Here is a 21722-nt window from a genome sequence, read left to right as displayed (position 1 = left end):
CATGCTCACTTGATCACCATGGAGGAGAGGTAGCCGGACAGGTTGCGGGCGACCTCCTCCACGGAGTCGCCGCCGAACTTCTCGATCGCCGCGTCGGCCAGCACCAGCGCCACCATCGCCTCGGCCACGATGCCGGCGGCGGGGACGGCGCACACGTCGGAGCGCTCGTGGTGGGCCTTGGCCGCCTCGCCGGTCTTGACGTCGATCGTGGCCAGCGCCCTCGGCACCGTCGAGATGGGCTTCATGGCGGCGCTCACCCGCAGGATCTCGCCGTTGCTCATGCCGCCCTCGACGCCGCCCGCGCGGTTGGTGATGCGGCGGACCCCGTCGTCGGTGGTGTATTCGATCTCGTCGTGCGCCTGGGAACCCGGACGGCGCGCCGTCTCGAAGCCGTCGCCGACCGCCACGCCCTTGATCGCCTGGATGCTCATGAGCGCGCCGGCCAGCCGGGAGTCGAGCCTGCGGTCCCAGTGGGTGTAGCTGCCCAGGCCCGGCGGCAGGCCGTAGGCGAGGACCTCGACGACACCGCCGAGCGTGTCGCCGTCCTTGTGCGCCTTGTCGATCACGGCGACCATCGCGGCGCTGCCCTCGGCGTCGGAGCAGCGCACCGGGTCGGCGTCGATCCTGGCCAGGTCGCCCGGGCCGGGCAGCACCGGGGACGGGGTGCGCGCGCCGCCGATCTCGGTCACGTGGCTGACGATGTCGACGCCGAGCGCCTGCTTGAGGAAGCGCCTGGCGACCTCGCCGAGCGCCACCCTGGCGGCGGTCTCGCGGGCGCTGGCCCGGTCGAGCACGTTGCGGGCGTCGTCGAAGCCGTATTTCTGCATGCCCGCCAGGTCGGCGTGGCCGGGGCGGGGACGCGACCTGGGCGCGTTGCGGGCCAGGCCCTCCAGCTCGGCCGAGTCGACCGGGTCGGCCGCCATGACCTTCTCCCACTTCGGCCACTCGGTGTTGCCGACACGGACGGCGACCGGGCTGCCCATGGTGCGGCCGTGGCGGACGCCTCCGGCGACCGTCACCTGGTCCTGCTCGAACTTCATCCGCGCCCCGCGGCCATAGCCGAGCCTGCGGCGGCGCAGGGCCTCGTCGATGGCGGACGTGCTCACCTCGACCCCGGCCGGCAGGCCTTCGAGGATGGCGACGAGTTCGGGGCCGTGGGACTCTCCGGCGGTCAACCAGCGCAACATGCGTACAAGTCTTCCACGTACCGCCTAGTGAGATGTCCCTCCGGTCACCATGCGAGACAGAGTGTCGTGAGCGCCCCCAGCAGCATGAAGGGGCCGAAGGGGAACTGCGTGTGCCGCGTGCCGCGGCCGCTCACCAGCAGGGTCAGCCCGTAGAGCGCGCCGAGCAGCTGCCCGCAGAAGGCGGCCGCCACCACGGCCTGCCAGCCGAGCGCGCCGGCGGCCAGGCCGATGAGCCCGGCCAGCTTGACGTCGCCGAACCCCATGGCCTGCGGCCGGACGAACCAGAGCAGCCCGTACGCGGCGGCCAGAGCCGCCCCGCCGGCCAGCGCCCTGGGCAGCTCGCCGGTCGGCAGCAGCGCGAGCGCGGTGATCGGGTACGCCGGCAGCGTGATCGCGTCGGGCAGCGTGCTGGTACGCCAGTCGATCACGGCCAGGGCGACGCCGATCACGGCGAAGCACACGTAAGGAAGACCCGCCCGCCACGCGACCAGCGCGGCCACCCCGGCGCACACCGGCTCCAGGGCCGGCCAGGAGGGGGCCCAGGAGAGGGCGGGGGCGGGGGCGGGGGCGGGCAGGTCGTCGTAGGAGCGGGCCAGCGCCCTGATGCGGTCTCCGCAGAACAGGCCGATCAGCGCCATGAGTGCGACCACGCCGCCGACCTTAACCCGCGCGTCCCCTTACCCGCGGGTCACCGCACAGACTGGGCATGACGCCGTCCCGTTCCACCGGCGCATCCCCGACGTCCGCGTCCCGGCGCCGGTCCGTCACCGCACGCGGAGGGCGCCGACCGTCTCAGCCGTGCTTTCTGGAGAACCAGCGGCGCCGGCGCGGGGTGGCCGGCTGCACCTTGGCCACCGTCACGCCGCCGAGCTCACCCACGGTGCCGGACTCGACCGCGGCCAGCGCCGCCAGCACCTCGCCCTCGATCACGAACTGCACGGGCCCGGCCACGTCGACCACGACCGCCGCCGCCCGCTCCTGCACGGCGGCCTGGCAGACCTGCAGCGCGCTGGCCTGGATCGGCCGGGCGTCGGACCGCCACCTGGTCAGCGCGTCCGTGCCGGTGAACGCGAGCACCGCCTGCCTGCCGTCCTGCCCGACGAGCTTGGGCAGCGCCATCTCGCTCTCCTTCTCCTGCGCGAGGCCGTGCGCGCCGACCTCGGCCTCGGTCAGGAGCGCGACCACGGGCACGAGCAGCCGCGCGCCGGCCAGCGCGTTGAGCACCTCGGCGGCACCGGCCGTGCCCGATTCGTAAGCGGACAGGGCGGCGGCCACGGCGGGCGCGGCGGCGCCGTCGTCGTGGGGATCGAGGGGCTGCGGGATGCTCGGCACAACCTCCGAGACTACCGCTCCCCCAGGTCGGCGATGGCAGCCACCGGCCCGCCGCCGGAAGGCCCCTGGTGCACGGCGGCCACCGAGACGAACACCGCCGGGTCGCCCGTGACCGAGGCCGCCACGCCGCCCACCGCCGCCTTGATCTGCCGGTGCCAGTGCACGTCGGAGTCGTCCAGCATGATGTTGCGCCGTCCGCGCACCTGCCCCGACGGGTCGGCCTCGCACTTCATGAACACGTTGACCAGCCGCCCGCCGAGGTCCGACGGGTGCGGGCGGTCGGGCAGCGCGAGCCCCGCGTCTTTGATGGCCTCCCAGATGCCGTCGGCGTCGAGGGCGTCCTTCATCACGCTGTGCCCGATGCGGTAGCGTCCGCCGATCCCGCGCACGTTCCCCACCAGCACGATCTGCGCCCGGTCCAGCTCCACGCCCGACGAGCACGAGGCGACGGAGGAGTAGAGCGACAGATCCTTGTGGATCTGGTCGGCGCCCGGCATCTCGATCTCGCCGAGCGCGACGGCGATGCCGAGCGCGGTGGTGGAGTTGGACAGGTCCATGGAGGGGCCGGTCTCCTCGATGGCGGTGTCCTGGCCGCGGTTCTTGGCGTCGGTGATGGTGGCGAGGGTGAGCAGGGGCGTCTTGGTCTGTACGTAGTGCACGTCGCGCGGGTCGTCGATGCCGGCGATCTTCATGGCCTCCCTGACCCCCGCGGCGACCTTCTCCACCATGGCGGGCCGGCCGATGTCCTCGGGCAGGATGACCTCGCTCATCGCCACCCCGACCGACAGCCGCGGCTCGTCGGTGGCGGGGGCGTCGGCGGTGGTGGCGAAGATGGTGGCGTGCGGGCTCAGGATGCCGTCGGTGCCGCCCGACCACACCAGCGGCACGCTCTCCGGCGCCGGATGCCCGTGCTCGGCCAGCACCTCGCGGAACGCGCGGTCGGCCAGGATGCGGGTGTAGTCGTTGACGCCGCCGTTGCCCTCGGTCTTGCCGACCACGGCCAGTACCCGGTCCGCCTCGATCACCCCGTCGGCGATGAGCCGCGACAGCCCAGAGGCGTCGGTGACGCTCTCGATCGGCACTTTGCGCACTTCGATGGGGTCCGGCATGCGTAGCCCTTTCTCCTGGCGGCGGTCACCCACGCTACCGAGGCCGGTCGGCGGGGTTCATGGTCAATGTGTGCCCACGTACCCCGCCGGTGATGTCAACGTGCGCTCAGTGCCCGGCCGGCTGCGGGGAGCCGGGCGGCGACGCCCGCCCGAGGTCCGGGGGTAGGGTCGCGGACGTGATTCGCGACGCGCACGTCAACGGGATCAAGCTCGTCTACCGGGAGGAAGGCGACCCCGCCGCTCCCCCGCTCCTGCTGCTCCACGGCCGGACCGCCGACCACAACGACTGGAACGGCATCACGCAGCGGTTCGCGGCCCGGCGTCATGTGTTCGTGCCCGACCTGAGGGGTCACGGGGCCAGCGACAGGCCGGGCGCGTACCCGCTGCCCGAGATGGCCGAGGACGTCGCCGCGCTGCTCGACCACGTGGGCGCCGCGCGGGCGGCGGTGGTGGGGCACTCGCTCGGCGGCGTGATCGCCTGCCACCTCGCCATGCGGCATCCGGACCGGGTCGCGCGGCTCGTGCTGGAGGACCCGCCGCCCGCGCACCCGCTCACCGGCCGGCCGCCGCTCGTGGAGGACGAATCCACCGGGTTCGACTGGCGGATGATGCACGACACGGAGCGGCAGCTGCTCAACCCCGATCCGGCGTGGGCCGAGGGTCTCACCCGGATCACCGTGCCGACGCTGGCGCTGTCGGGGACGCAGAGCCCGTTCGAGCCCGACGTGGCGGCCCGCATCCCGGGCGCGCGGCTGGTCCGGATCGAGGCCGGCCACCTGATCCACATGGACGCCCGCAAGGAGTTCCTGCAGGTGGTGGAGGAGTTCCTCGACGAGTGAGGGAGCGTACGCCCGGCCGGACGAAAAGGACTTAAAGGGCGCTAATGTGACCTTACTGTCATAATGATCAGGCATCGTGGAATGGTGCGAACCCGGCTCAGCGACCTCGTCAAGGAACGGCTGGGCACGTTCGGCCTGGTGGCTCCCTCCATCGCGCAGTGCGCGGTCGGCTCCGCCCTGGCCTGGATCATCGCCATCCAGCTGCTCGGCCACCCCCGCCCGTTCTTCGCCCCCATCTCCGTGCTCATCTGCGTGGGCGTCGGCCTCGGCCGGCGGCTGCGGCGGCTCGTCGAGCTGGTCGTCGGAGTCAGCCTGGGCGTCGGCGTGGGCGACCTGCTGGTGTCGTGGATCGGCTCGGGCGCCTGGCAGCTCGGGCTCGTGGTGGCGCTGGCCATGGCGGTCGCGGTGCTGCTGAACAGCGGCGCGCTGTTCGTCGCCCAGGCGGGCTCGTCGGCCGTGCTGGTGGCCGCCCTGCTGCCCGGCGAGGACGCGGGCGGCCTGGACCGGATGGCCGACGCTCTCACCGGCGGCATCATCGGCATCGTGGCGGTGGCGCTGCTGCCCGCGAGCCCGTTCGCGATCGCCGCCAAGCACCTGTCGGGGGTGCTCGACGCGCTGTCCACGGTGATGGAACGGGCGGCGGAGGCGATCGAGAAGCGGGACGCGGACCTGGCCGCCGAGGCGCTGGACGAGGCGCGGGCGACGCAGGCGGCGGTGGAGGAGTTCGAGGCGGCGCTGGCGACCAGCAAGGAGATCGCGATGATCTCCCCGCTGCACTGGCACCGTCGGGCCCGCCTGGCCCGTTACGAGACGGCCGCGCTGCCGGTGGACCTGGCGCTGCGCAACGCGCGGGTGCTGAGCAGGCGCACGCTGGCCTCGCTCGGGGAGGCCAGCCCGCCGCCGGCCGCGCTGGCGGAGGCGATGCGCGAGGTCTCGGAGGCGGCGCTGCTGCTGCAGCTCGAACTCAGCGCCGGCCGAGAGCCGACGCTGGCCCAGCAGGCGCTGCTGGCGGTGGCGGCCCGGGAGCGGCCGGACGGGCTGGGCTTCTCGGCGCACGTCATCATCGCGCAGCTGCGTTCGGTGGTCGTGGACCTGTTGCAGGCGACGGGGATGGGGCACGAGGAGGCGACGGCCGCGCTGACCCCCCTGGACGGGCCGAACGGCGCGAACGCCAAGAACGAGGCGAACGAAGCGAACGACGAGGCGGCGCAGCGGCGCTGAGCGCCACCCGGGAGGGGCCTCATCCGGCTGAGCGAGGCCCCGCGTGGGCTGAGCATCATCCGCAGATGGCCTTACACGAAGGTGCGCAGGACGTCGGCGATCTCGTCCAGATCGGTCATCTTGCCCGAAGCCACTGCGATCACCAGGTCGTAGGCGGAGTCGTCGTCGGTGTCGAGTTCCACGCCGTTGTACCGCAGGAACACGTCTGTCACCAGCCACGACAGCCGCTTGTTGCCGTCGATGAGCGGATGGTTGACCGCCAGCGACTGCAGCAGCGCGGCCGCCTTGGTGATCAGGTCGGGGTAGGCCTCCTGTCCGAACATGGACGAGGCCGGCCGATGCACCGCCGAGTCGAGCAGCCCGAGGTCCCTGACGACGAGGACATCGCCCAGCTCGGCCTCCGCCAGCTCGAGAACCTGCTCCAAGGTGAGATAGCGGGTCATTCGCCCAACCGATCGAGGACTGTCCGCCAGCGCTCCCTGGACTTCGCGCCGAGACGGCGCACCTCCTCATCGGCGCCATGCCGCGCGAGGTATTCCTCGACCGCCGCAACCACGATCTGCTGCATGCTCCGCCCTTCGGCCTCCGCGCGCTTACGGAGGGCCTCGGTCTGCTCGTCGCTCAAGCGAAGGGTCATAGCCATGCCCCCATCGTAGACACGAGGTGGTATCACGGCGATACCACGACAGAGAGTTTACCCTCTGTCACGGTGCGTCGCGTCCGGAGCCCCTCAGGAGGACAGGCGCTTCAGCCGGGTCACTGCCTCGTCGATGACCTCGTCCTTCTTGCAGAAGGCGAACCGGACGAAGTGCCGCCCCCGTTCCTGATGGTCGTAGAAGACCTGGGTCGGGATGGCCACCACCCCGGCCAGCTCGGGCAGCCGGCGGCTGAGCTCCAGCCCGTCCGAGAAGCCCAGCGGCCGGATGTCCGTCTGCACGAAGTACGTCCCCGCCGGCCGCAGCACCGAGAAGCCCGCCGCCGACAGCCCCTCCATCAGCCGGTCCCGTTTGTCCTGCAGCCCGGCCCTGAGCGCGGCCACCCACTCCAGCTCGTGCCGCAGCCCGTAGGCGACGGCGAGCTGCCAGGGCGCGTTCGCGGTGAACGTGAGGAACTGCTTGACCGTCTGCACGGCGGTGACCAGCTCGGGCGGGGCGCACACCCAGCCGGTCTTCCAGCCGGTGACGGAGAACGTCTTGCCGGCCGAGGAGATCATCACCGTGCGCTCCCGCATGCCGGGCAGCGTGGCCATCGGGATGTGCTCGACCCCGTCGAAGGTCAGGTGCTCGTACACCTCGTCGGTGATGGCGATCAGCCCGTGCTCCTGGCAGAGCTCCGCGATGGCGGTCAGCTCCTCGCGGGTGAAGACGGTGCCGGTCGGGTTGTGCGGCGAGTTGACAAGCACGGCCCTGGTGCGGGGGGTGACGGCGGCGCGCAGCTCGGCCGGGTCGAAGGTGAAGCGGCCCTGGTCGGGGCGGAGCGTCACCGGCACCAGGCGGGCCTGGGCCAGCGCGATCGAGGCGGCGTAGGAGTCGTAGTAGGGCTCGAACGCGATCACCTCGTCGCCCGGCTCGCACAGCGCCAGCACCGTGGCCGCCACGGCCTCGGTGGCGCCCACCGTGACCAGGATCTCGCCCACGGGATCGTAGGAGAGCCCGTAGTGGGCGGCCCGGTGCTCCGAGACCGCCTGCCGGAGCTCCAGCACCCCCGGGCCCGGCGGATACTGGTTCGCGCCCGCCCCGATGGCCTGGACGGCGCGGTCGAGCATCGCCGCCGGCCCGTCGGTGTCGGGGAAGCCCTGGCCGAGGTTGATCGATCCGGTCTGGACGGCCAGCGCGCTCATCTCCGCGAAAATCGTCGTGCCGAAGGCGCGCATCCTGGCAACAAGTGGTTCGGTCACGGCTCCACACTATTAGTCTCGTCCCGTGATCATTCGGGTCGTGCTCGCTCTCGCCCTGTCCGCGCCTCCCGTCATGACCCCCGCGGGGCCCGCTCCGAGCGCCTGCCCGGTCCCCGTGCCCGCCCGGACGAGCTGCGCCTTCCTGGAGGTTCCCGAGCGCAGGGACGCCCCCGAACGCAAGATCCAGGTCGGGTACGCCGTGCACATGTCGGACGCGCCGGGCCGCAGACCCGACCCGATCGTCTACATGAGCGGCGGCCCCGGCTCGGCCTCGGCGCAGCTCATCGGCTTCCTCGGGCAGATGTTCCCCGACCGCGACGTGGTGACGATCGAGCAGCGCGGCAGCCGGTACTCGCGGCCCGTGCTGGCCTGCCCCGAGACCGCGCAGGCGCTGCTCGGCCGGCTGCGTCGGCCGCCCGCCGACGTCGGCGCCGCCGCGGCGCGGTGCCGCGAGCGGCTCGGCGAGCAGGGCGTCGACCTGCGCGGCTACAACACGAAGGAGATCGCCGCCGACGTGGCCGCGCTGCGGCGGGAACTGGGCTACGACACGTGGAACCTGTTCGGCGTCAGCTACTCCACCCGGGTCATGCTGGACGCCGCCGCGGCCGACCCCGACGGGGTGCGCTCGCTGGTGCTCGACTCCTTCCTGCCCGAGGGCGTCGCCTGGTACGACGACCGGGACAGGAACCTGACCGACACCATGCGCCGTCTGGGCGTCGCCGACCGCTTCGCCGCCGTGCGGGAGCGGCTGAACCGCTCGCCCGCCCTGGTCCCGACCACGGATCCGCTGCTCGGCAGGGAGTTCACGGCGCGGATGAGCGGTGACGACGTGGCCGCGATCCTGGCCGAGGCGGTGCAGGAGAGCGACGTCGCGGCGGTGGCGCCCGCGCTGGTGCGCGCGCTGGCGCAGGGCCGCGACGAGCTGCTGACGCCACTGGCCGACGCGGCGGGCGGGGGGCTGACGTCGCACGAGTTCGGGCTGTATCACGCGGTGCAGTGCCAGGACGAGGTCCCGTTCAACACCTTCACCCCCGCGTCCCGGCTTTTCACGCTGAACGCCGACAAGGCGGTATGTGATGCCTGGCAGCTGCCCAAGGCCACACCCGTGAACGCCACCACCAGGGCCCCCGTCTACGTGCTCGGCGGCTCCGACGACCCGACCACCCCGCCCAGGACGGCGCGGCCCGTCGCCGAGGCCCTGCCCGCGGCCCGGTTCCAGGAGTTCGGCGGCGTCTCCCACGCCGTCTTCCTGGCCAGCGCGTGCGCCCGCGCCCGGATCGTCGCGTTCGTCGCCGACCCCGCGTCGTACGCGGTCACCGCCTGCCCCGAGGACCCGCCGGTCGTCCGGACGGGTGACCTGCACGTGACGGCGGCGCCGTACCGGATCTCGCGCTCGCCCTGGCTGGCCGCGCCGTTCGCCCTGTTCGCCCTCGTCTCCCTGGCGCAGCTCGTCTCGGGCGCGCTCAGAGGCAGGTCGCTGCGAGCCTTCGGAGGCCTGGCCGGAGTGGCGTTCACCGGGCTGATCACCGAATCGGTGCTCACGCTGGCGGCGCGCAACGAGACCGCGCTCGCCGTCGGGCTCCCCGGCCTGACGGGACCGTACACGTGGATCGCCGTCGCCTCGGTGATCCTCAGCGCCGCCGCGTTCCTCCACGAGCGCAAAGGGCGGCTCCTCGCGGCGGCGGTCGCCGGCGCCGGATTCCTCGTATGGTGGTTCACCTGGGTCCTCTGACGCGCATCCGTGAGCTCGACGCCCTCCGCGGTTTCGCGGTGGGCGGCATCATGCTGGTCAACACCTGGCAGCACACCGAGAGGAAGCCGTCCGTCCCGCTCGACTGGACGATCGAGGCGCTGTTCCAGAGCCGCTTCTACCCGATCTTCTCGATGTTGTTCGGCATCAGCTTCCTGCTGTTCCTGCGCGGCCACAGCCGCTGGACACTGCTGAGCAGGCTCGTCTGGCTGTTCCTCATCGGCAAGCTGCAGCACCTGTTCTACGCGGGCGAGGTGCTCACCGACTACGCCTTCTACGGGGCCCTGGTGCTGCTGCCCGCCTCGTTCCTGCCGGGGGCGCTGCCGGTGCTGCTGCTGGGCGGGGTGGTGACGGCGTGGGCGCTGCTGCCCGCCGTGGGCGGCGGCGTGCTGCTGATCCCGGGGCTGTTCCTGCTCGGCATGGGGCTGTGGCGGCTGCGGCCGGGAAGGACGCTGCTGCTGCCGGGGTTCGCCACGGCCGCGGTGGCCTCGGCGCTGCTGAGCGTGGCGTGGGTACTGACGGACGAGTGGACCGTCTACAGCCTCGCGGCGCTGGCGGGGGCGGCGGCGTACTCGCTGGGGCTGCTGCTCGTGCTGGGCCCGCGCCTGTCGGCGGTGCTGGAGCCGCTGGGCAAGATGGCGCTGACCAACTACGTCTCGGGCACGGCGGTGATCGTGCTGGCGAAACCGCTGCTGGACGCCGACCCGACCCGATGGGCGGTGGTCGCGCTGGCGGCGGTCACGATCGCCGCGCAGATCCTCTTCAGCCGATGGTGGCTCGGACGCTACAGGTACGGCCCCCTGGAGTGGGTGTGGCGGTGCCTGACCTTGTTCCGGCTCATGCCCAACCGGCTAGAGTCGGCGTGTGACCAGAATCGCCCTCTGCCAGATCCCGGTGTCTCCTGACCCATCGGCCAACCTCAAGAGGGCCAGAGAGGCGATCGCCGCGGCCGGCGACGCCGAGCTGGCGATCTTCCCCGAAGCCACGCTGACCCGCTACGGCAGGCGGATCACCGACCTGGCCGAGCCGCTGGACGGGCCGTTCGTGGCGGGGCTGGCCGAGGCCGCCCGCGAGCACGGCATCGCGGTGATCGCGGGCGTGTTCGAGCCGGGCGACGGGCGGGTGCACAACACCGCCGTGGCCATCGACGCCCAGGGCGAGATGCGGGCCGCGTACCGGAAGATCCACCTGTTCGACTCGTTCGGCGCGAAGGAGTCCGACCTGGTCGTGCCCGGCGCCGAGCCGGTCGTGGTGGAGCTGGCCGGCGTCAGGGTCGGGCTGGTCACCTGCTACGACATCCGCTTCCCCGAGCTGACCAGGGCGCTGGTCGACCAGGGGGCCGAGCTGTTCGCGGTGATCGCGGCGTGGGGCTCGGGCCCGCTCAAGGAGGACCACTGGGTGACCCTGGTCAGGGCCAGGGCGCTGGAGAACACCATGTGGACCGCGGCCGTCGGCCAGGCGCCCAATCCGGCCGAGTCGTCCGACGGTTACGGCGTCGGACGCAGCATGCTGGTCGACCCGATGGGCGTGGTCCGCGCCGACCTCGGCACCGGCCCCGGCGTGCGGGTCGTGGAGGTCGACCACGAGTGGACGGCCACCGCCCGCGCGACGCTTCCGTGCCTGGAACACCGCGTGCTGTAGGCCCTGGCGGTCCACCGGGGGGTAAAGCGATCGTAAAGTAGTAGCGTGAGCGGAACGCAGATGCAGAAGGTGGTCCCGCCGCGTCTGCTCGTGCCATATCTGTCGGGCAAGCGCACGGTCATCTCAGGCTACGTCTACCGGGTGCAGGACTGTGTCCGGCTGACCACCCCCGAGGCCCTCTACCACGGGCTCGACCTGGCCTTCGATGGATCGGAGCTGTTTCCCGAGGTGCCGGAGATCTATCTCATGCGCTGGCATGCCCGTGACATCGACACCTACGCGGTGCCGTACGGACCCCACATGGGGGGTGACTGGAGCGACGCGCCGCCCTTCGCCGGCAACGGGTTCACCACCTCGTCCGAGCACGTGGTGCCGCAGTTCCACACGGTCCCGATGCCGATCCCGGCGAGGGCCGAGATCATCCACGTCACCGGCGACGGCGAGCGGCCGTTCGCCGGCTACGACGGGCTGACCTGGCGGCCCTCCGCATGAGCGACGAGATCACGCCGGTCGCCTCCGGCTTCGTGGCCCGCTTCGGCGAGCGCACCCTGCCCGCCGCCCTCGGCCCCGACAACGACGTGGTGCTGTTCAGCGAGGAGAAGCTCGACGGGTTCGAGCCCGCCTCCGGCTACTGGCGCCGGGTCGTGCCCAGGGCGCAGGTCGAGTGGCTGGTGCTGATCCGCACCGTGGGCGCGTTCGGCGGCGAGCCGTGCATCGTGCTCGACGAGGACGATGACGGGCTGCACATCGCCTACACCGGCCACAGCGGCATGAAGGCCGAGGCGCTCGGCTACTGGATGGTCGACCACGGCGCCTACGAGGTCGTGGTGCCCCGCGAGGAGGTCTTCTCGATCCGGGTCGAACGGATTCCGGTCCCCTAGTCAACCGAGTTCCGGCCCGGGTGTCTCTGAGGTGTGATCGAAACTGCGACCGTGACGCAGCCGTCGTTCGCCGAGCTGTTCGCCGCCCACCACCACTCGCTGGTACGCCTAGCCGGGCTGCTCGGCGCGGACGACCCCGAGGACATCGCCCAGGAGGCGTTCTCCCGGCTGCGCACCAGACGCCTGCGCGACGACGGGGCCGCCCTGGCCTACCTGCGCTCGACCGTCTGCGACCTGACCCGTAACCGCCTGCGCCACCTGCGCCTCGTCCGGCTGCGCCGCCCGGACCCGCCGGAGCCCGTACGCAGCAGCGAGCACGCCGTCCTGGTCTCCGAGGAGCACAGGGAACTGCTCGCGGCCGTGGACCGCCCGCCGCGCCGCCAGCGCGAGGCACTCGTCCTGCGTTACCGGCTGGACCTGTCGGAACGCGAGAACGTGATCATGGGCATCGCGCGCGCGGACGTCGCCAGGGTCACCTTCGCCTTCCCCGGCGGCGGCAAACCGTCGCCGTCGCTGCCTGGTCCGCTGCCCGGCGAGAGGCTGAGCGACCTGCTCACCGCCGAACGGCCGGTGCGCTGGTCCACCGGCGCCTCCACCGGCGCCACCGCCTGGTACGGCTACGGCCCCGCCGGCCCGGCCAGGGTCGAGCTGCGCACCTCGAACGACCTCACCGTGACCATGGACGCCGTGCCCGACCAGTGGGACCAGGGCGTCACGCTGTTCGCGGCGCCGATCCCGAAGGGCGCCGAGTTCTCGGCGGGCATGTCCATCACGGGCTACGACGCCGCCGGCGCGAAGCTGTGGCAGGACGGCCCCAGGACACCGGACACCCCCGGGAGCACGCCCTCCTGACCCCGAGGGCCGCGGCCTGACCGAGGCGGGAGACGCGCCCGGCGGGCCGCAGCCTGGCCTCAGGCCGAGGCTCAGCCGAGGTTGCGGAAGCGGGCCTGGCGGGCCGTGAAGCGGTCCGCCGGGCTCACCCGCAGCAGCTGCGCGATCTCGTACTCCAGCGCCCGCCCCACGCGCTCGCAGAACTGCCTGGGCTCGTAGGCGGCGTCGGGCACCTCGGGGATGACCCGGTCCACGATGCCGTCGCGGCGCAGGTCGGTGGCGCGGATGCGCTGCGCCTGGGCGATCTCGGGGGCGAAGTCGACCGAGCGGTAGAGGATGGCGGAGGCGCCCTCGGGCGGCAGCGGCGACAGCCAGGCGTGCTGCGCGCACAGCACCCGGTCGGCCGGCAGCAGGGCCAGCGCGGCGCCGCCGGCACCCTCGCCGAGCAGCAGGCAGACGGTCGGCGCGTCGAGCATGACCAGCTCGGCCAGGCAGCGGGCGATCTCGGCGGCCAGCCCGCCCTCCTCGGCCGCCTTGGACAGGTCGGCCCCCGCCGTGTCGATCACGGTGACCAGGGGCAGCCCGAGCTCGGCGGCCAGCCGCATGCCGCGCCTGGCCACCCGCAGCCCGGCGGGGCCGAGCGGTGAGTTGGCACGCTGGAGCCGCCGGTCCTGGCCGAGCACCACGGCCGGCGCGGTGCCGAATTTGGCCAGCGCGAGCAGCAGCCCCGGCTCGTTCTCGCCCTCGCCGGTGCCGCTGAGCGGGGTCACGTCGGAGGCGGCGAGCTTGAGCAGCGTGCGCACGCCCGGCCGGTCGTCGCGGCGGGAGCGGGTGATCGCCTCCCACGCCTCCACCGGCCGCAGGTCCTCCTCGGGCGGCTCGCCCGCGACGATGCCGGACCTGTCGGCGGCGAGCACGGCCAGCGCCCTGATGGCCACCTCCCGCGCGTCGCCGGCCGAGACCACCGCGTCGAGCAGGCCCTTGCGGTGCAGGTTCTCCGAGACCTGGACGCCCTCGGGGAAGGCGTAGCCGTGCAGCGACTCGAACACCCTCGGCCCGAGGAACCCGATCAGCGCCTCCGGCTCGGCCGCCGTGACGTGCCCGAGCGAGCCCCAGGACGCGAACACCCCGCCGGTCGTCGGATGGCGCAGGTAGACCAGGTAGGGCAGACCGACCGCCCGGTGCGCCTGGATCGCCACGGTGATCTTCACCATCTGGACGAACGCGAGCGCGCCCTCCTGCATGCGGGTCCCGCCCGAGGCCGGCGCGGCCAGCAGCGGCAGTCCTTCGCGGGTGGCCCGCTCGACCGCCGCGGTGAACCGCTCGGCCGCGGCGACCCCGATCGAGCCCGCCATGAACGAGAACTCGCACGCGGCGACGGCCACCCTGCGGCCGTCGAGCAGCCCCTCACCGGTGATCACGGCCTCGTCGTAGCCGGACTTGACGCGGGCCGCGGCCAGCTCGTCGGCGTAGGAGGAGCCTGGCTCGGCCGGATCGGCGGGCGGCACATCCCATGACTTCCACGACCCCCGGTCGAGGACCGTTTCGATCAGTGTGCGCGCGTCCGGACGGCTCACTATCGCTCCCTAGTTGTCGGTCGACGCTGACATGTTGACGCACGAGCGCCCTCGACGGTGCCGCCGAATTCCGATCATCTTTCACGTTCCTCCAGCCAGGCGAGCACCGCGTCGCCGTCCTGGCCGAGCATGGGCGGCGCGGTGTGCTCCACTCCGGTCAGGCCGTCGAACCGCAGCGGCGGTCCCGGCAGCTCGATCGTCCCCAGTACGGGGTGCTCCACCTCGACGAGCAGGCCCTGCGAGCGGGTCTGGTCCCAGGTGTAGACCTCGTCGAGCGACCTGATCGCGCCCGCGGGCACGCCCGCCTCGCCGAGCTCGGCCAGCCAGTGGGCGCGGGGGTGGGCCGACAGCGCCTTCTCCATGTCGGCGACGAGCTCGTCGCGGTGCTCGAACCGGTCCCTGTTGGTGGCGTAACGCGCCTGGGCCGGGTCGATGCCGAGGAGCGCGGCCACCTTGCGCCACTGGCCCTCGTTCGCGGCGGCGATCTGCAACATGCCGTCGGCGCAGCGGAAGGCGCCGTAGGGGGTGATGGAGGCGTGGTGGTTGCCGCTCGCGGCGGGCACCTTGCCGCCGACCGTCCAGGCGGTGCCGTGGTAGGAGTGGACGCCCGTGATCGCGGCGAGCAGCGAGGTGCGCACCACCCTGCCTCTGCCGGTGCGCTCACGCTCGTAGAGGGCGCCTGCCACGCCGTACGCGCCGTGGATGCCGGCCAGCAGGTCGGCCACGGAGGCGCCGACGCGGTAGGGCTCGTCGGCCGAGGGGCCGGTCAGCGACATCAGGCCGCCCTCCCCCTGGGCGATCTGGTCGTAGCCGGGGCGGCCCCCTTCCGGGCCGTCGTGGCCGAAGCCGGTGATCGACAGGACGACCAGGCGCGGGTTGAGCTCGTGCAGGCGCTCGACGGAGAAGCCGAGGCGGTCGAGGACGCCGGTACGGAAGTTCTCGACGAGGACGTCGCTCTGGCGGACGAGGCGCTCGATGAGCTCTTTGCCCTCGGCGGACTTCAGATCGACGGCGATGGACTGCTTGTTGCGGTTGGCCGCCAGGAAATAAGTGGAAATATCGCCATCAGGCCCGACGAACGGCGGTCCCCAGCCGCGTGACTCGTCGCCCCCGTCCGGATGCTCTACCTTGATCACCCGAGCGCCCAGGTCACCGAGCATCTGCGCGGCGTGCGGCCCGGCCAGGGCCCTGGACAGATCGAGCACGACGATGTCGCCGAGGGGTCCGAGCAAGATCCAGCCTCCTCCTCGCGTTCAGGGTGAAAGAACATTCTCTCAGGAGGCCGCCCCGCGTCACCTACCCTGGGTCGGTGATTGAGCCCGCCGAACGGATCAGGCGCCTGCCGCCTTCGTGCGGCCCCGTGCGGCTGGTGGCCGTGGACGGGCCGGCGGGGGCGGGCAAGACGACGTACGCGAACCGGCTGGCGGCGGACCTGGGCTGCCAGGTCGTGCACAGCGACGACTTCCCCGTGCCGTGGGAGGAGGGTCCGGGCGCCTGGTTCCACGCCCTGGAGACTCAGGTGCTGGAGCCGCTGCGGAACGGCCTGCCCGGCGGTTTCCGCAGGTACGACTGGGTGCGCGGGACGTACGCCGAGGAGGTGACCGTGCCCGTGGCGCCCTTTCTGGTCGTCGAGGGCGTCGGCACGGCGCGGGCGTCGGTGGCGGAGCTGCTGGCGTACGTCGTCTGGGTGGAGGCCGGCGAGGCGGTGCGGCTGCGGCGCGTGCTGGAGCGGGACGGGCCGGAGCTGGAGCCCCGGTGGCGCGAGTGGTTCGCGGCCGAGCGGGCGTGGTTCGCCGCCGATCGCACCCGCGAACGCGCCGATCTCGTCGTCGAAACGTGACCTTCCTCCGTCGAGCACGTGCCGCCTCCCGTGAGGACGCGGCGGCGGTCCCGGAGACGCGGCATCCCCGGGAACACGTGTCGCCGGCCCGCGCCGTCAGGGGGCGAGGTGGGTGACGTCGTTGAAGGTGACGAGCTCGAACCCGGCGCCGCCGGTGTGCCAGATCGAGACGGACGCGTTCAGGACGGGCGCGAACTCCAGCACCGCCGCGAGCTCGGCGTCGGGACCCCCGGCGATGACGTGACGCAGCCCGAGCACCACCGAGTCGTGCGCGACGATCAGCACCCGCCGCCCGCCGGCCCGCCCGTCGAGGTCGTGCGCGAAGGCGCGGAGCCGGACCACGACGTCGGCCAGCGACTCGCCGCCCGGCGGCCGGTAGGAGTATTCGCCCTCGGACCGCATGCGGGCCAGCTCCCCGGGGAAACGTTCGCCGATCGCGGCCAGGTTGTAGGGCGCGAGCACCCCCGCCTCCTGGTCCCTGAGCCGTTCGTCCAGGGTGACGGGAAGCGGCGGCGCGCCCCACGACGCCAGGGCCAGCTCCCAGGTGTCGAGCGCGCGCCGGTAGGGCGAGCACCAGACCAGCTCGGGCGCCTCGCCGGCGGGCAGGACGGCGAGCAGCCGGCCGAGCGCCGCCGCCTGGGCCCGGCCCAGCCCGGTCAGGCCCACCTCGTCGTCGCCGCGCTCGTAGACCAGCGGGGTGTCGCCGGCCCGCCGATAGGCCAGGTTGGCCTCGCTCTCCCCGTGCCGTACCGCCATGATCCGCGCGACGCCCATGCTCTCATCCTCACACGCCGCTCACCCCCTGCCGGAGCGCGCCGGGACGCCCGGCATATCGTGATCACATGACTGTTGTCGCGGTACTCGGAGCCGGGATCATGGGGCTGCCCATGGCCCGCAATCTGGCCGGGGCGGGCCTGCGCGTACGCGCGTGGAACCGTACCAGGGACAAGGCCCTGCCGCTGGAGGCCGACGGCGTGGCGGTCGCCGACGCGCCGGCCGGGGCGGTCGAGGGCGCGGACGTCATCGTCACGATGCTGAGCGACGGTGACGCCGTGCACGACGCGATCTCCGCCGCCGCGCCGGGGTTGCGGCCCGGGCAGGTGTGGGCGCAGATGAGCACGGTCGGCGTGGACGCGGTCGGTCGGCTGGCCGCGCTGGCCGGGGAACATGGGCTGACGTTCGTGGACGCGCCGGTGCAGGGCACCAGGCAGCCGGCCGAGCAGGGCACGCTGGTCATCCTCGCGGCCGGGCCGCAGGCGGCCAGGCAGGCGCTGGAGCCGGTGTTCGCGGCGCTCGGGCAGCGCACGCTCTGGCTCGGCGAGGACGGCGCCGGCGGCGCGGCCACCAGGCTGAAGATGGCCACGGTCAGTTTCAGCATCTCGATGACCGCCGTGGTCGCCGAGGCGCTCTCCCTGGCCGAGGGGCTCGGGCTCGATCCCGGCCTGGTGCGGCAGGTGATCGCCGGCGGGCCGCTGGACAGCGCGTACTTCCAGGCCAAGTCGCAGGCCATCCTGGAGGGCGACTTCACGCCCAGCTTCTCGGTGCGCAACGCCGAGAAGGACACCCGCCTCATCACCAGCGCGGGCGAGACGGCCGGGGTCAGGCTCGACCTGGTGGCCGCCGCGGGCGAGCGCTTCCGCCGGGCCGAGGCGGCCGGGCACGGCGACGAGGACATGGCGGCGACGTACTTCGCCTCCTTCGGCCCCGGCCGGGACTCGCGCCGAGACGGGACGTGAGACCGGACCGCCGGCGACCGGCCCGATGATCGGGACCGCGCCGAACGGGCGTGCCCGCGCGGCGCGGGCACGCCCTCAGAGCTCGTCCACGTCCGCGTGCGGCCGGCCGCCGGAGAGCTTGGCGTAGCCGGGGCCGCGGTCGAAGAAGCGGTCGGCCGGGGGCCGCAGGCGGGCGCGGAGTTCGGCCGTGCCCTGCTCGTCGATGCGGTCGCCGTCCAGCACCACGCCGTAGTCGCCCAGGGCGCCGGCGATGGACACCTTGCCGTCGCGCACGTCGGCCGCCACCGCGCGGGGGTCGCGGTCGTACGGGGATCCCCAGCCGCCACCGCCGGTGGTGCGGATCCTGATCAGCTCGCCCGCCTGCACCTGGTGGTCGTCGACCAGCCCCTCCATCTCCTTGCCCGCGATCTCGACCCGGAACGGCCGCCCGGCCAGGCCACCGTTGACGCCCCAGCAGGACAGGATCGAGCGGTCGGCGATCGACATGTACGAGGCGTCGCGCAACATCCGGATGTGCTTGTCGTAGCCGAGCCCGCCCCGGTACATCCCCGGCCCGCCCGAGTCGCAGGCCAGCGCCAGCCGCTCCACCCGGAACGGCCACCTGGCCTCGGCGAACTCGACCGGGATGTTGCGCGAGTCGGGCACCACGTGGATGGTGTCCTCACCGTCGGCGTACCAGCGCCCGCCCGAGCCGCCGCCCAGGACCTCCCGCATCAGGTACGGGGCCCCTTCTGCGTCGACGCCGTGGACGCCGGTGTAGCGGATGGTCTCCTGGTCGGCCGGCATGCGCCCGCCGGTCGCCTTGGCCAGCACGCCCGCCAGCACGCCGAGCAGGCGCAGGATGACGAACGTGCGGGCGTTGGTGGGCGCGGGGAAGATCGGCGTGAGCAGCGTGCCCTTCTCCGGGAAGATCATCTTGATCAGCGGCACGACGCCCTCGTTGACGTCCAGCTCCGCCATGCGTTCGGGCGTGTCGGCCAGGTTGCGCAGCACCGGGGCCAGCCACTTCTTCAGGAACACCCCGTCGGCGTAGTCGCCCGCGTGGTTGATCGGCCCCTTGGCCTGCGGCGAGGTGCCGGTGAAGTCGATGGTCAGGGGCGCGTCGGCGGCGTGGTCGACGGTGAGCGTGACGCGCTGGGCGTGCAGGCGGGGCTCGTCCACGCCGTCGTGCTCGGCGTAGTCCTCCCACACGTACGTCCCCTCGGGGATCTTGGCCAGCAGCTCCCTGCGGAACGTCTCGGTGGTCTTGTCGATGACGGCGTCGAAGCACTCCTGGACGGCCTGCTTGCCGTAGCGTTCGAACAGCTCGCCGAGCCGCCGCGCGCCCATCAGGCAGGCCGAGCACTCCGCGTCGAGGTCGCCGGCCAGCGAGTCGGGCATGCGGGAGTTGCGGGTCATGATGCGCAGCGCGGCCTCGTTGGGCTCACCCGCGTCCCACAGTTTGATCGGCGGGACCATCAGGCCCTCTTCGTAGACCGATCGGGCATGGGAGGGCATGGAGCCGGGGACCGCGCCGCCGATGTCGTCGTGGTGACCGAACGCCTGCACGAAGGCGACGACCTCGTCCTCGTGGAAGACGGGCACGGTGACGCACAGGTCGGGCAGATGGCCGATGCCGCCTTCCGACAGGTAGACGTCGTTGTGGAAGTAGACGTCGCCCGGCTTCATCGTCTCGATCGGGAAGTCGCGCACGATGGGCTGGACGAGCGCGCTGTAGGAGCGGCCGGTGAGCTTGCGCAGGCGCGCGTCGTGGATGCCCGCGCGGAAGTCGTGGGCGTCGCGGATCATCGGCGAGCGGGCCGTGCGCGCGATCGCGGTCTCGACCTCCTTCTCGACGGAGGCCAGCGTGCCTTCCACGATCTCCACCAGGATGGGATCAGTCACGACTTATCTCCACATTTCCGTAATCGTCCACCTTTGCCGTGAAGCCCGGATGGATCGGGATCGTCGAGCCGTACTCCTCGATCACCGCGGGCCCCTGCACCGTGGCGCCGGGCCCGAGCGCCGCGCGCTGGTGGATCGGGGTGTCGCGGGTCTCGTCGAAGTGCACGGGACGCACCGAGGTGGCCCCGTCGCCCGCCTTCTCCAGCCGCCTGATGACCGGGCGGGTGATGGGGCCGATGCCGGAGACGCGCAGGTTGACCCATTCGACGCCGTGGCGCGGGTCGTCGCGGTAGGCGTAGCCGTAGAGCTTCTCGTGGGCCTGGTGGAAGCGGGAGACCACCTCGGCCTGCCACTCCTCGTCGATCTCGCCGGCGGGGGCGGGCACCCGGACCTCGTACGCCTGGCCGTAGTACCGCAGATCCGCGCTGCGCTGGTAGACCGGGTCGGCGAAGCCCTCGCGGTCGAGGGCCTCGCCCGCCTGATGCTCCAGGTCGTGGAAGATCTCGACGGCCTTGCCGAGCGAGAGGTCGCGGGTGACGTACGTACGGACGTAGTCGTTCTTGACGTCCACCGTGAGCAGCCCGAACGCCGAGACGTTGCCCGGATCGCGCGGGACGATCACGGACGGCAGGCCCAGGATGTCGATCAGCCGGCACGCCAGCAGCGGCCCCGACCCGCCGAACGTCACCAGCGGGAAGTCCCGCACGTCCAGCCCGCGCTTGACGGTGAGCTGCCTGATGGCGTTGCTCTGGTTGAACGCGCTGATCTCCAGGATCCCGGTCGCCGTGCGCTCGGGGGCGAGGCCGAGCTTGTCGGCCAGCGCCTCGACGCCGGTGCGCGCGGCCTCGGCGTCCAGCGGGATCTCCCCGCCGAGCAGGTGGGGCGGGACCCGGCCGAGGAACACGTGCGCGTCCGTCACCGTCACCTCGGTGCCGCCCTTGCCGTAGCAGAGCGGGCCGGGGTCGGCGCCCGCGGACCTGGGCCCGACCTTGAGCGTGCCCTCGGGCGAGATCCAGGCGATCGAGCCGCCGCCCGCGCCCACCGTGATGATGTCGATCATCGGGATCTTGCACGGGTAGCGGCCGACGGAGCCCTCGGTGGTGATGGACGGCTCGCCGTCGATCACCACGGCCACGTCGGTCGAGGTGCCGCCGCCGTCCAGGGTGATCACCGACTCGTGCCCGGCCGTCGAGGCGATGAGCGCCGCGCCGAGCGCGCCGGCCGCCGGGCCCGACAGGACCGTGGTGATGGGCTGGTTGACGACCTCGCGGGCGGACAGGATGCCGCCGTTGGACTTCATCACCGAGAACGGCTTGCCGAGCCGGTTGGACAGGTTCGCGATGTAGCCGCGCATGGCCGGTTTGACCGCGGCGTCGACGAGGGTGGTGACCGAGCGCTCGTACTCGCGGTATTCGCGCAGCACGTCGCTCGACAGTGAGATCACCGCCTCCGGGTGCTCGCGCCACAGCACCTCGCGCATGCGGCGCTCGTGCTCGGGGTTGGCGTAGGAGTGCAGGAAGCAGACCCCGATCGCGGTGATGCCCTTGGCCCGGAACCAGCGGGCCACCTCCACGGCCTGCTCCTCCGAGAACGGCCACACCTCATCGCCGCGGTGGTCGAGCCGCCCGCCGACGGTCTTGACCAGGTGCACGGGAACGATCCTGGGCGGCTTGACCCAGAAGTAGGAGTTGCCGTAACCGTCGGGCACGCTCTGCCTGGCGATCTCCAGGACGAACTCGAAGCCCTCGGTCGTGATGAACCCGAGGCTTTCGATCCGGTCCTCCAGCAGCCGGTTCGTGGCCACGGTTGTGCCGTGCACGATGGCGCCGGCGTCGTGCCGGCCCAGCTTCTCGATGCCCGCGAGAAACCCGTCGGCCGGGTTCGCGGGGGTCGAGGGGGTCTTCGTGGTGAGGATCTCACCGGTCTCCTCGTCCACCGCCACGACGTCGGTGAACGTGCCTCCGGTGTCCACTCCGATACGGACGCTACGCATGACT

22 protein-coding genes are annotated in these 21722 nt (G+C 72.5%); 10 read left to right on the top strand and 12 right to left on the bottom strand.

Annotated features, from left to right (window positions below; all coding sequences use genetic code 11):
- Positions 1 to 5: 5 nt before the first annotated feature.
- The 4 genes from aroC to bar form a co-directional block, all read right to left on the bottom strand.
- Positions 6 to 1187: a chorismate synthase gene (gene aroC / locus OIE67_RS08470; RefSeq protein ID WP_326638303.1), complete on the bottom strand. Its 1182-nt coding sequence runs from the start codon at positions 1185 to 1187 to the stop codon at positions 6 to 8.
- A 44-nt stretch (positions 1188 to 1231) separates the two neighbouring features.
- Positions 1232 to 1837: a prepilin peptidase gene (locus OIE67_RS08465; RefSeq protein ID WP_326638301.1), complete on the bottom strand. Its 606-nt coding sequence runs from the start codon at positions 1835 to 1837 to the stop codon at positions 1232 to 1234.
- Between the two features lie 142 nt (positions 1838 to 1979).
- Positions 1980 to 2519 (bottom strand): SseB family protein, encoded by a 540-nt coding sequence (locus OIE67_RS08460; protein WP_326638299.1) that lies wholly within the window; start codon positions 2517 to 2519, stop codon positions 1980 to 1982.
- A gap of 11 nt (positions 2520 to 2530) precedes the next feature.
- A complete protein-coding gene (bar, locus tag OIE67_RS08455; protein WP_106234346.1) occupies positions 2531 to 3628 on the bottom strand; it encodes a barbiturase in 1098 nt (365 codons plus the stop codon).
- A 176-nt stretch (positions 3629 to 3804) separates the two neighbouring features.
- Here bar and OIE67_RS08450 point away from each other — a divergent pair, with 176 nt between their 5' ends.
- Complete coding sequence (locus OIE67_RS08450; RefSeq protein ID WP_326638295.1) at positions 3805 to 4467, top strand: alpha/beta fold hydrolase; 663 nt, start codon at positions 3805 to 3807, stop codon at positions 4465 to 4467.
- A gap of 81 nt (positions 4468 to 4548) precedes the next feature.
- Positions 4549 to 5688, top strand: coding sequence for an FUSC family protein (locus tag OIE67_RS08445; RefSeq protein WP_326638293.1), 1140 nt, complete (start codon positions 4549 to 4551; stop codon positions 5686 to 5688).
- Positions 5689 to 5759: 71 nt separating this feature from the next.
- Here OIE67_RS08445 and OIE67_RS08440 read toward each other — a convergent pair whose 3' ends face one another.
- The 3 genes from OIE67_RS08440 to OIE67_RS08430 form a co-directional block, all read right to left on the bottom strand.
- A complete protein-coding gene (locus OIE67_RS08440) occupies positions 5760 to 6131 on the bottom strand; it encodes a type II toxin-antitoxin system death-on-curing family toxin (RefSeq protein ID WP_326638290.1) in 372 nt (123 codons plus the stop codon).
- Entirely contained in the window at positions 6128 to 6313 is a 186-nt protein-coding gene (locus OIE67_RS08435; RefSeq protein ID WP_245955477.1) for an Arc family DNA-binding protein, read from the bottom strand. The genes OIE67_RS08440 and OIE67_RS08435 overlap by 4 nt, the downstream gene beginning before the upstream one ends.
- 105 nt (positions 6314 to 6418) lie before the next feature.
- Positions 6419 to 7585, bottom strand: a complete 1167-nt coding sequence (locus OIE67_RS08430; RefSeq protein ID WP_326638288.1) for a pyridoxal phosphate-dependent aminotransferase — start codon at positions 7583 to 7585, stop codon at positions 6419 to 6421.
- Positions 7586 to 7610: 25 nt separating this feature from the next.
- On the opposite strand from OIE67_RS08430, the gene OIE67_RS08425 reads away from it, so the two are divergent.
- From OIE67_RS08425 to OIE67_RS08400, 6 genes are read left to right on the top strand one after another with little or no spacing between them, the layout of a single operon-like run.
- Positions 7611 to 9317, top strand: coding sequence for an alpha/beta fold hydrolase (locus tag OIE67_RS08425; protein ID WP_326638285.1), 1707 nt, complete (start codon positions 7611 to 7613; stop codon positions 9315 to 9317).
- Positions 9293 to 10240, top strand: a complete 948-nt coding sequence (locus tag OIE67_RS08420) for a DUF418 domain-containing protein (RefSeq protein WP_326638283.1) — start codon at positions 9293 to 9295, stop codon at positions 10238 to 10240. The genes OIE67_RS08425 and OIE67_RS08420 overlap by 25 nt, the downstream gene beginning before the upstream one ends.
- The gene (locus OIE67_RS08415; RefSeq protein ID WP_326638281.1) at positions 10200 to 10976 is read left to right on the top strand and encodes a carbon-nitrogen hydrolase family protein; all 777 of its coding nucleotides are present in this window, start codon (positions 10200 to 10202) and stop codon (positions 10974 to 10976) included. Before OIE67_RS08420 ends, OIE67_RS08415 begins: the two co-directional genes overlap by 41 nt.
- A gap of 45 nt (positions 10977 to 11021) precedes the next feature.
- Complete coding sequence (locus OIE67_RS08410) at positions 11022 to 11468, top strand: hypothetical protein (protein ID WP_326638279.1); 447 nt, start codon at positions 11022 to 11024, stop codon at positions 11466 to 11468.
- Positions 11465 to 11857 (top strand): hypothetical protein, encoded by a 393-nt coding sequence (locus OIE67_RS08405; RefSeq protein ID WP_106234333.1) that lies wholly within the window; start codon positions 11465 to 11467, stop codon positions 11855 to 11857. The genes OIE67_RS08410 and OIE67_RS08405 overlap by 4 nt, the downstream gene beginning before the upstream one ends.
- 51 nt (positions 11858 to 11908) lie before the next feature.
- Complete coding sequence (locus OIE67_RS08400; protein ID WP_326638276.1) at positions 11909 to 12709, top strand: SigE family RNA polymerase sigma factor; 801 nt, start codon at positions 11909 to 11911, stop codon at positions 12707 to 12709.
- A gap of 71 nt (positions 12710 to 12780) precedes the next feature.
- Here the strand turns inward: OIE67_RS08400 and OIE67_RS08395 are convergent, their stop codons facing one another.
- Positions 12781 to 14265 carry a carboxyl transferase domain-containing protein gene (locus tag OIE67_RS08395; protein ID WP_397018253.1) on the bottom strand — a complete coding sequence of 495 codons (1485 nt, stop codon included), beginning with the start codon at positions 14263 to 14265 and terminating at the stop codon, positions 12781 to 12783.
- 74 nt (positions 14266 to 14339) lie between these two features.
- Complete coding sequence (locus OIE67_RS08390) at positions 14340 to 15497, bottom strand: CaiB/BaiF CoA transferase family protein (protein WP_326638274.1); 1158 nt, start codon at positions 15495 to 15497, stop codon at positions 14340 to 14342.
- Positions 15498 to 15574: 77 nt separating this feature from the next.
- Here OIE67_RS08390 and OIE67_RS08385 point away from each other — a divergent pair, with 77 nt between their 5' ends.
- Complete coding sequence (locus OIE67_RS08385; protein WP_326638272.1) at positions 15575 to 16105, top strand: uridine kinase family protein; 531 nt, start codon at positions 15575 to 15577, stop codon at positions 16103 to 16105.
- A gap of 96 nt (positions 16106 to 16201) precedes the next feature.
- Here the strand turns inward: OIE67_RS08385 and OIE67_RS08380 are convergent, their stop codons facing one another.
- The gene (locus OIE67_RS08380) at positions 16202 to 16879 is read right to left on the bottom strand and encodes a histidine phosphatase family protein (RefSeq protein WP_326638270.1); all 678 of its coding nucleotides are present in this window, start codon (positions 16877 to 16879) and stop codon (positions 16202 to 16204) included.
- Positions 16880 to 16947: 68 nt separating this feature from the next.
- Between OIE67_RS08380 and OIE67_RS08375 the strand changes: the two genes are divergently transcribed.
- A complete protein-coding gene (locus OIE67_RS08375) occupies positions 16948 to 17841 on the top strand; it encodes an NAD(P)-dependent oxidoreductase (protein WP_326638268.1) in 894 nt (297 codons plus the stop codon).
- Positions 17842 to 17916: 75 nt separating this feature from the next.
- Here OIE67_RS08375 and OIE67_RS08370 read toward each other — a convergent pair whose 3' ends face one another.
- Together OIE67_RS08370 and OIE67_RS08365 are read right to left on the bottom strand one after the other, a co-directional pair.
- Positions 17917 to 19725 carry a hydantoinase B/oxoprolinase family protein gene (locus OIE67_RS08370; RefSeq protein WP_106234325.1) on the bottom strand — a complete coding sequence of 603 codons (1809 nt, stop codon included), beginning with the start codon at positions 19723 to 19725 and terminating at the stop codon, positions 17917 to 17919.
- Complete coding sequence (locus OIE67_RS08365) at positions 19718 to 21718, bottom strand: hydantoinase/oxoprolinase family protein (RefSeq protein WP_326638265.1); 2001 nt, start codon at positions 21716 to 21718, stop codon at positions 19718 to 19720. Before OIE67_RS08365 ends, OIE67_RS08370 begins: the two co-directional genes overlap by 8 nt.
- Positions 21719 to 21722 lie beyond the last annotated feature (4 nt).

The sequence above is a fragment of the Nonomuraea fuscirosea genome (genome assembly GCF_035917475.1).
GTDB classification, from domain to species: Bacteria; Actinomycetota; Actinomycetes; order Streptosporangiales; family Streptosporangiaceae; genus Nonomuraea; species Nonomuraea fuscirosea.
The sequence above is the reverse complement of the archived record's forward strand: the minus strand, read 5'-3'. Positions and strand labels throughout refer to the sequence as shown.

Bases quoted from the DNA above. Each gene is read 5' to 3' on its own strand.
- aroC (WP_326638303.1), bottom strand. From the start codon at position 1,187: ATGTTGCGCTGGTTGACCGCCGGAGAGTCCCACGGCCCCGAACTCGTC.
- bar (WP_106234346.1), bottom strand. From the start codon at position 3,628: ATGCCGGACCCCATCGAAGTGCGCAAAGTGCCGATCGAGAGCGTCACC.
- OIE67_RS08445 (WP_326638293.1), top strand. From the start codon at position 4,549: ATGGTGCGAACCCGGCTCAGCGACCTCGTCAAGGAACGGCTGGGCACG.
- OIE67_RS08440 (WP_326638290.1), bottom strand. From the start codon at position 6,131: ATGACCCGCTATCTCACCTTGGAGCAGGTTCTCGAGCTGGCGGAGGCC.
- OIE67_RS08420 (WP_326638283.1), top strand. From the start codon at position 9,293: ATGGTGGTTCACCTGGGTCCTCTGACGCGCATCCGTGAGCTCGACGCC.
- OIE67_RS08405 (WP_106234333.1), top strand. From the start codon at position 11,465: ATGAGCGACGAGATCACGCCGGTCGCCTCCGGCTTCGTGGCCCGCTTC.
- OIE67_RS08380 (WP_326638270.1), bottom strand. From the start codon at position 16,879: ATGGGCGTCGCGCGGATCATGGCGGTACGGCACGGGGAGAGCGAGGCC.
- OIE67_RS08375 (WP_326638268.1), top strand. From the start codon at position 16,948: ATGACTGTTGTCGCGGTACTCGGAGCCGGGATCATGGGGCTGCCCATG.
- OIE67_RS08365 (WP_326638265.1), bottom strand. From the start codon at position 21,718: ATGCGTAGCGTCCGTATCGGAGTGGACACCGGAGGCACGTTCACCGAC.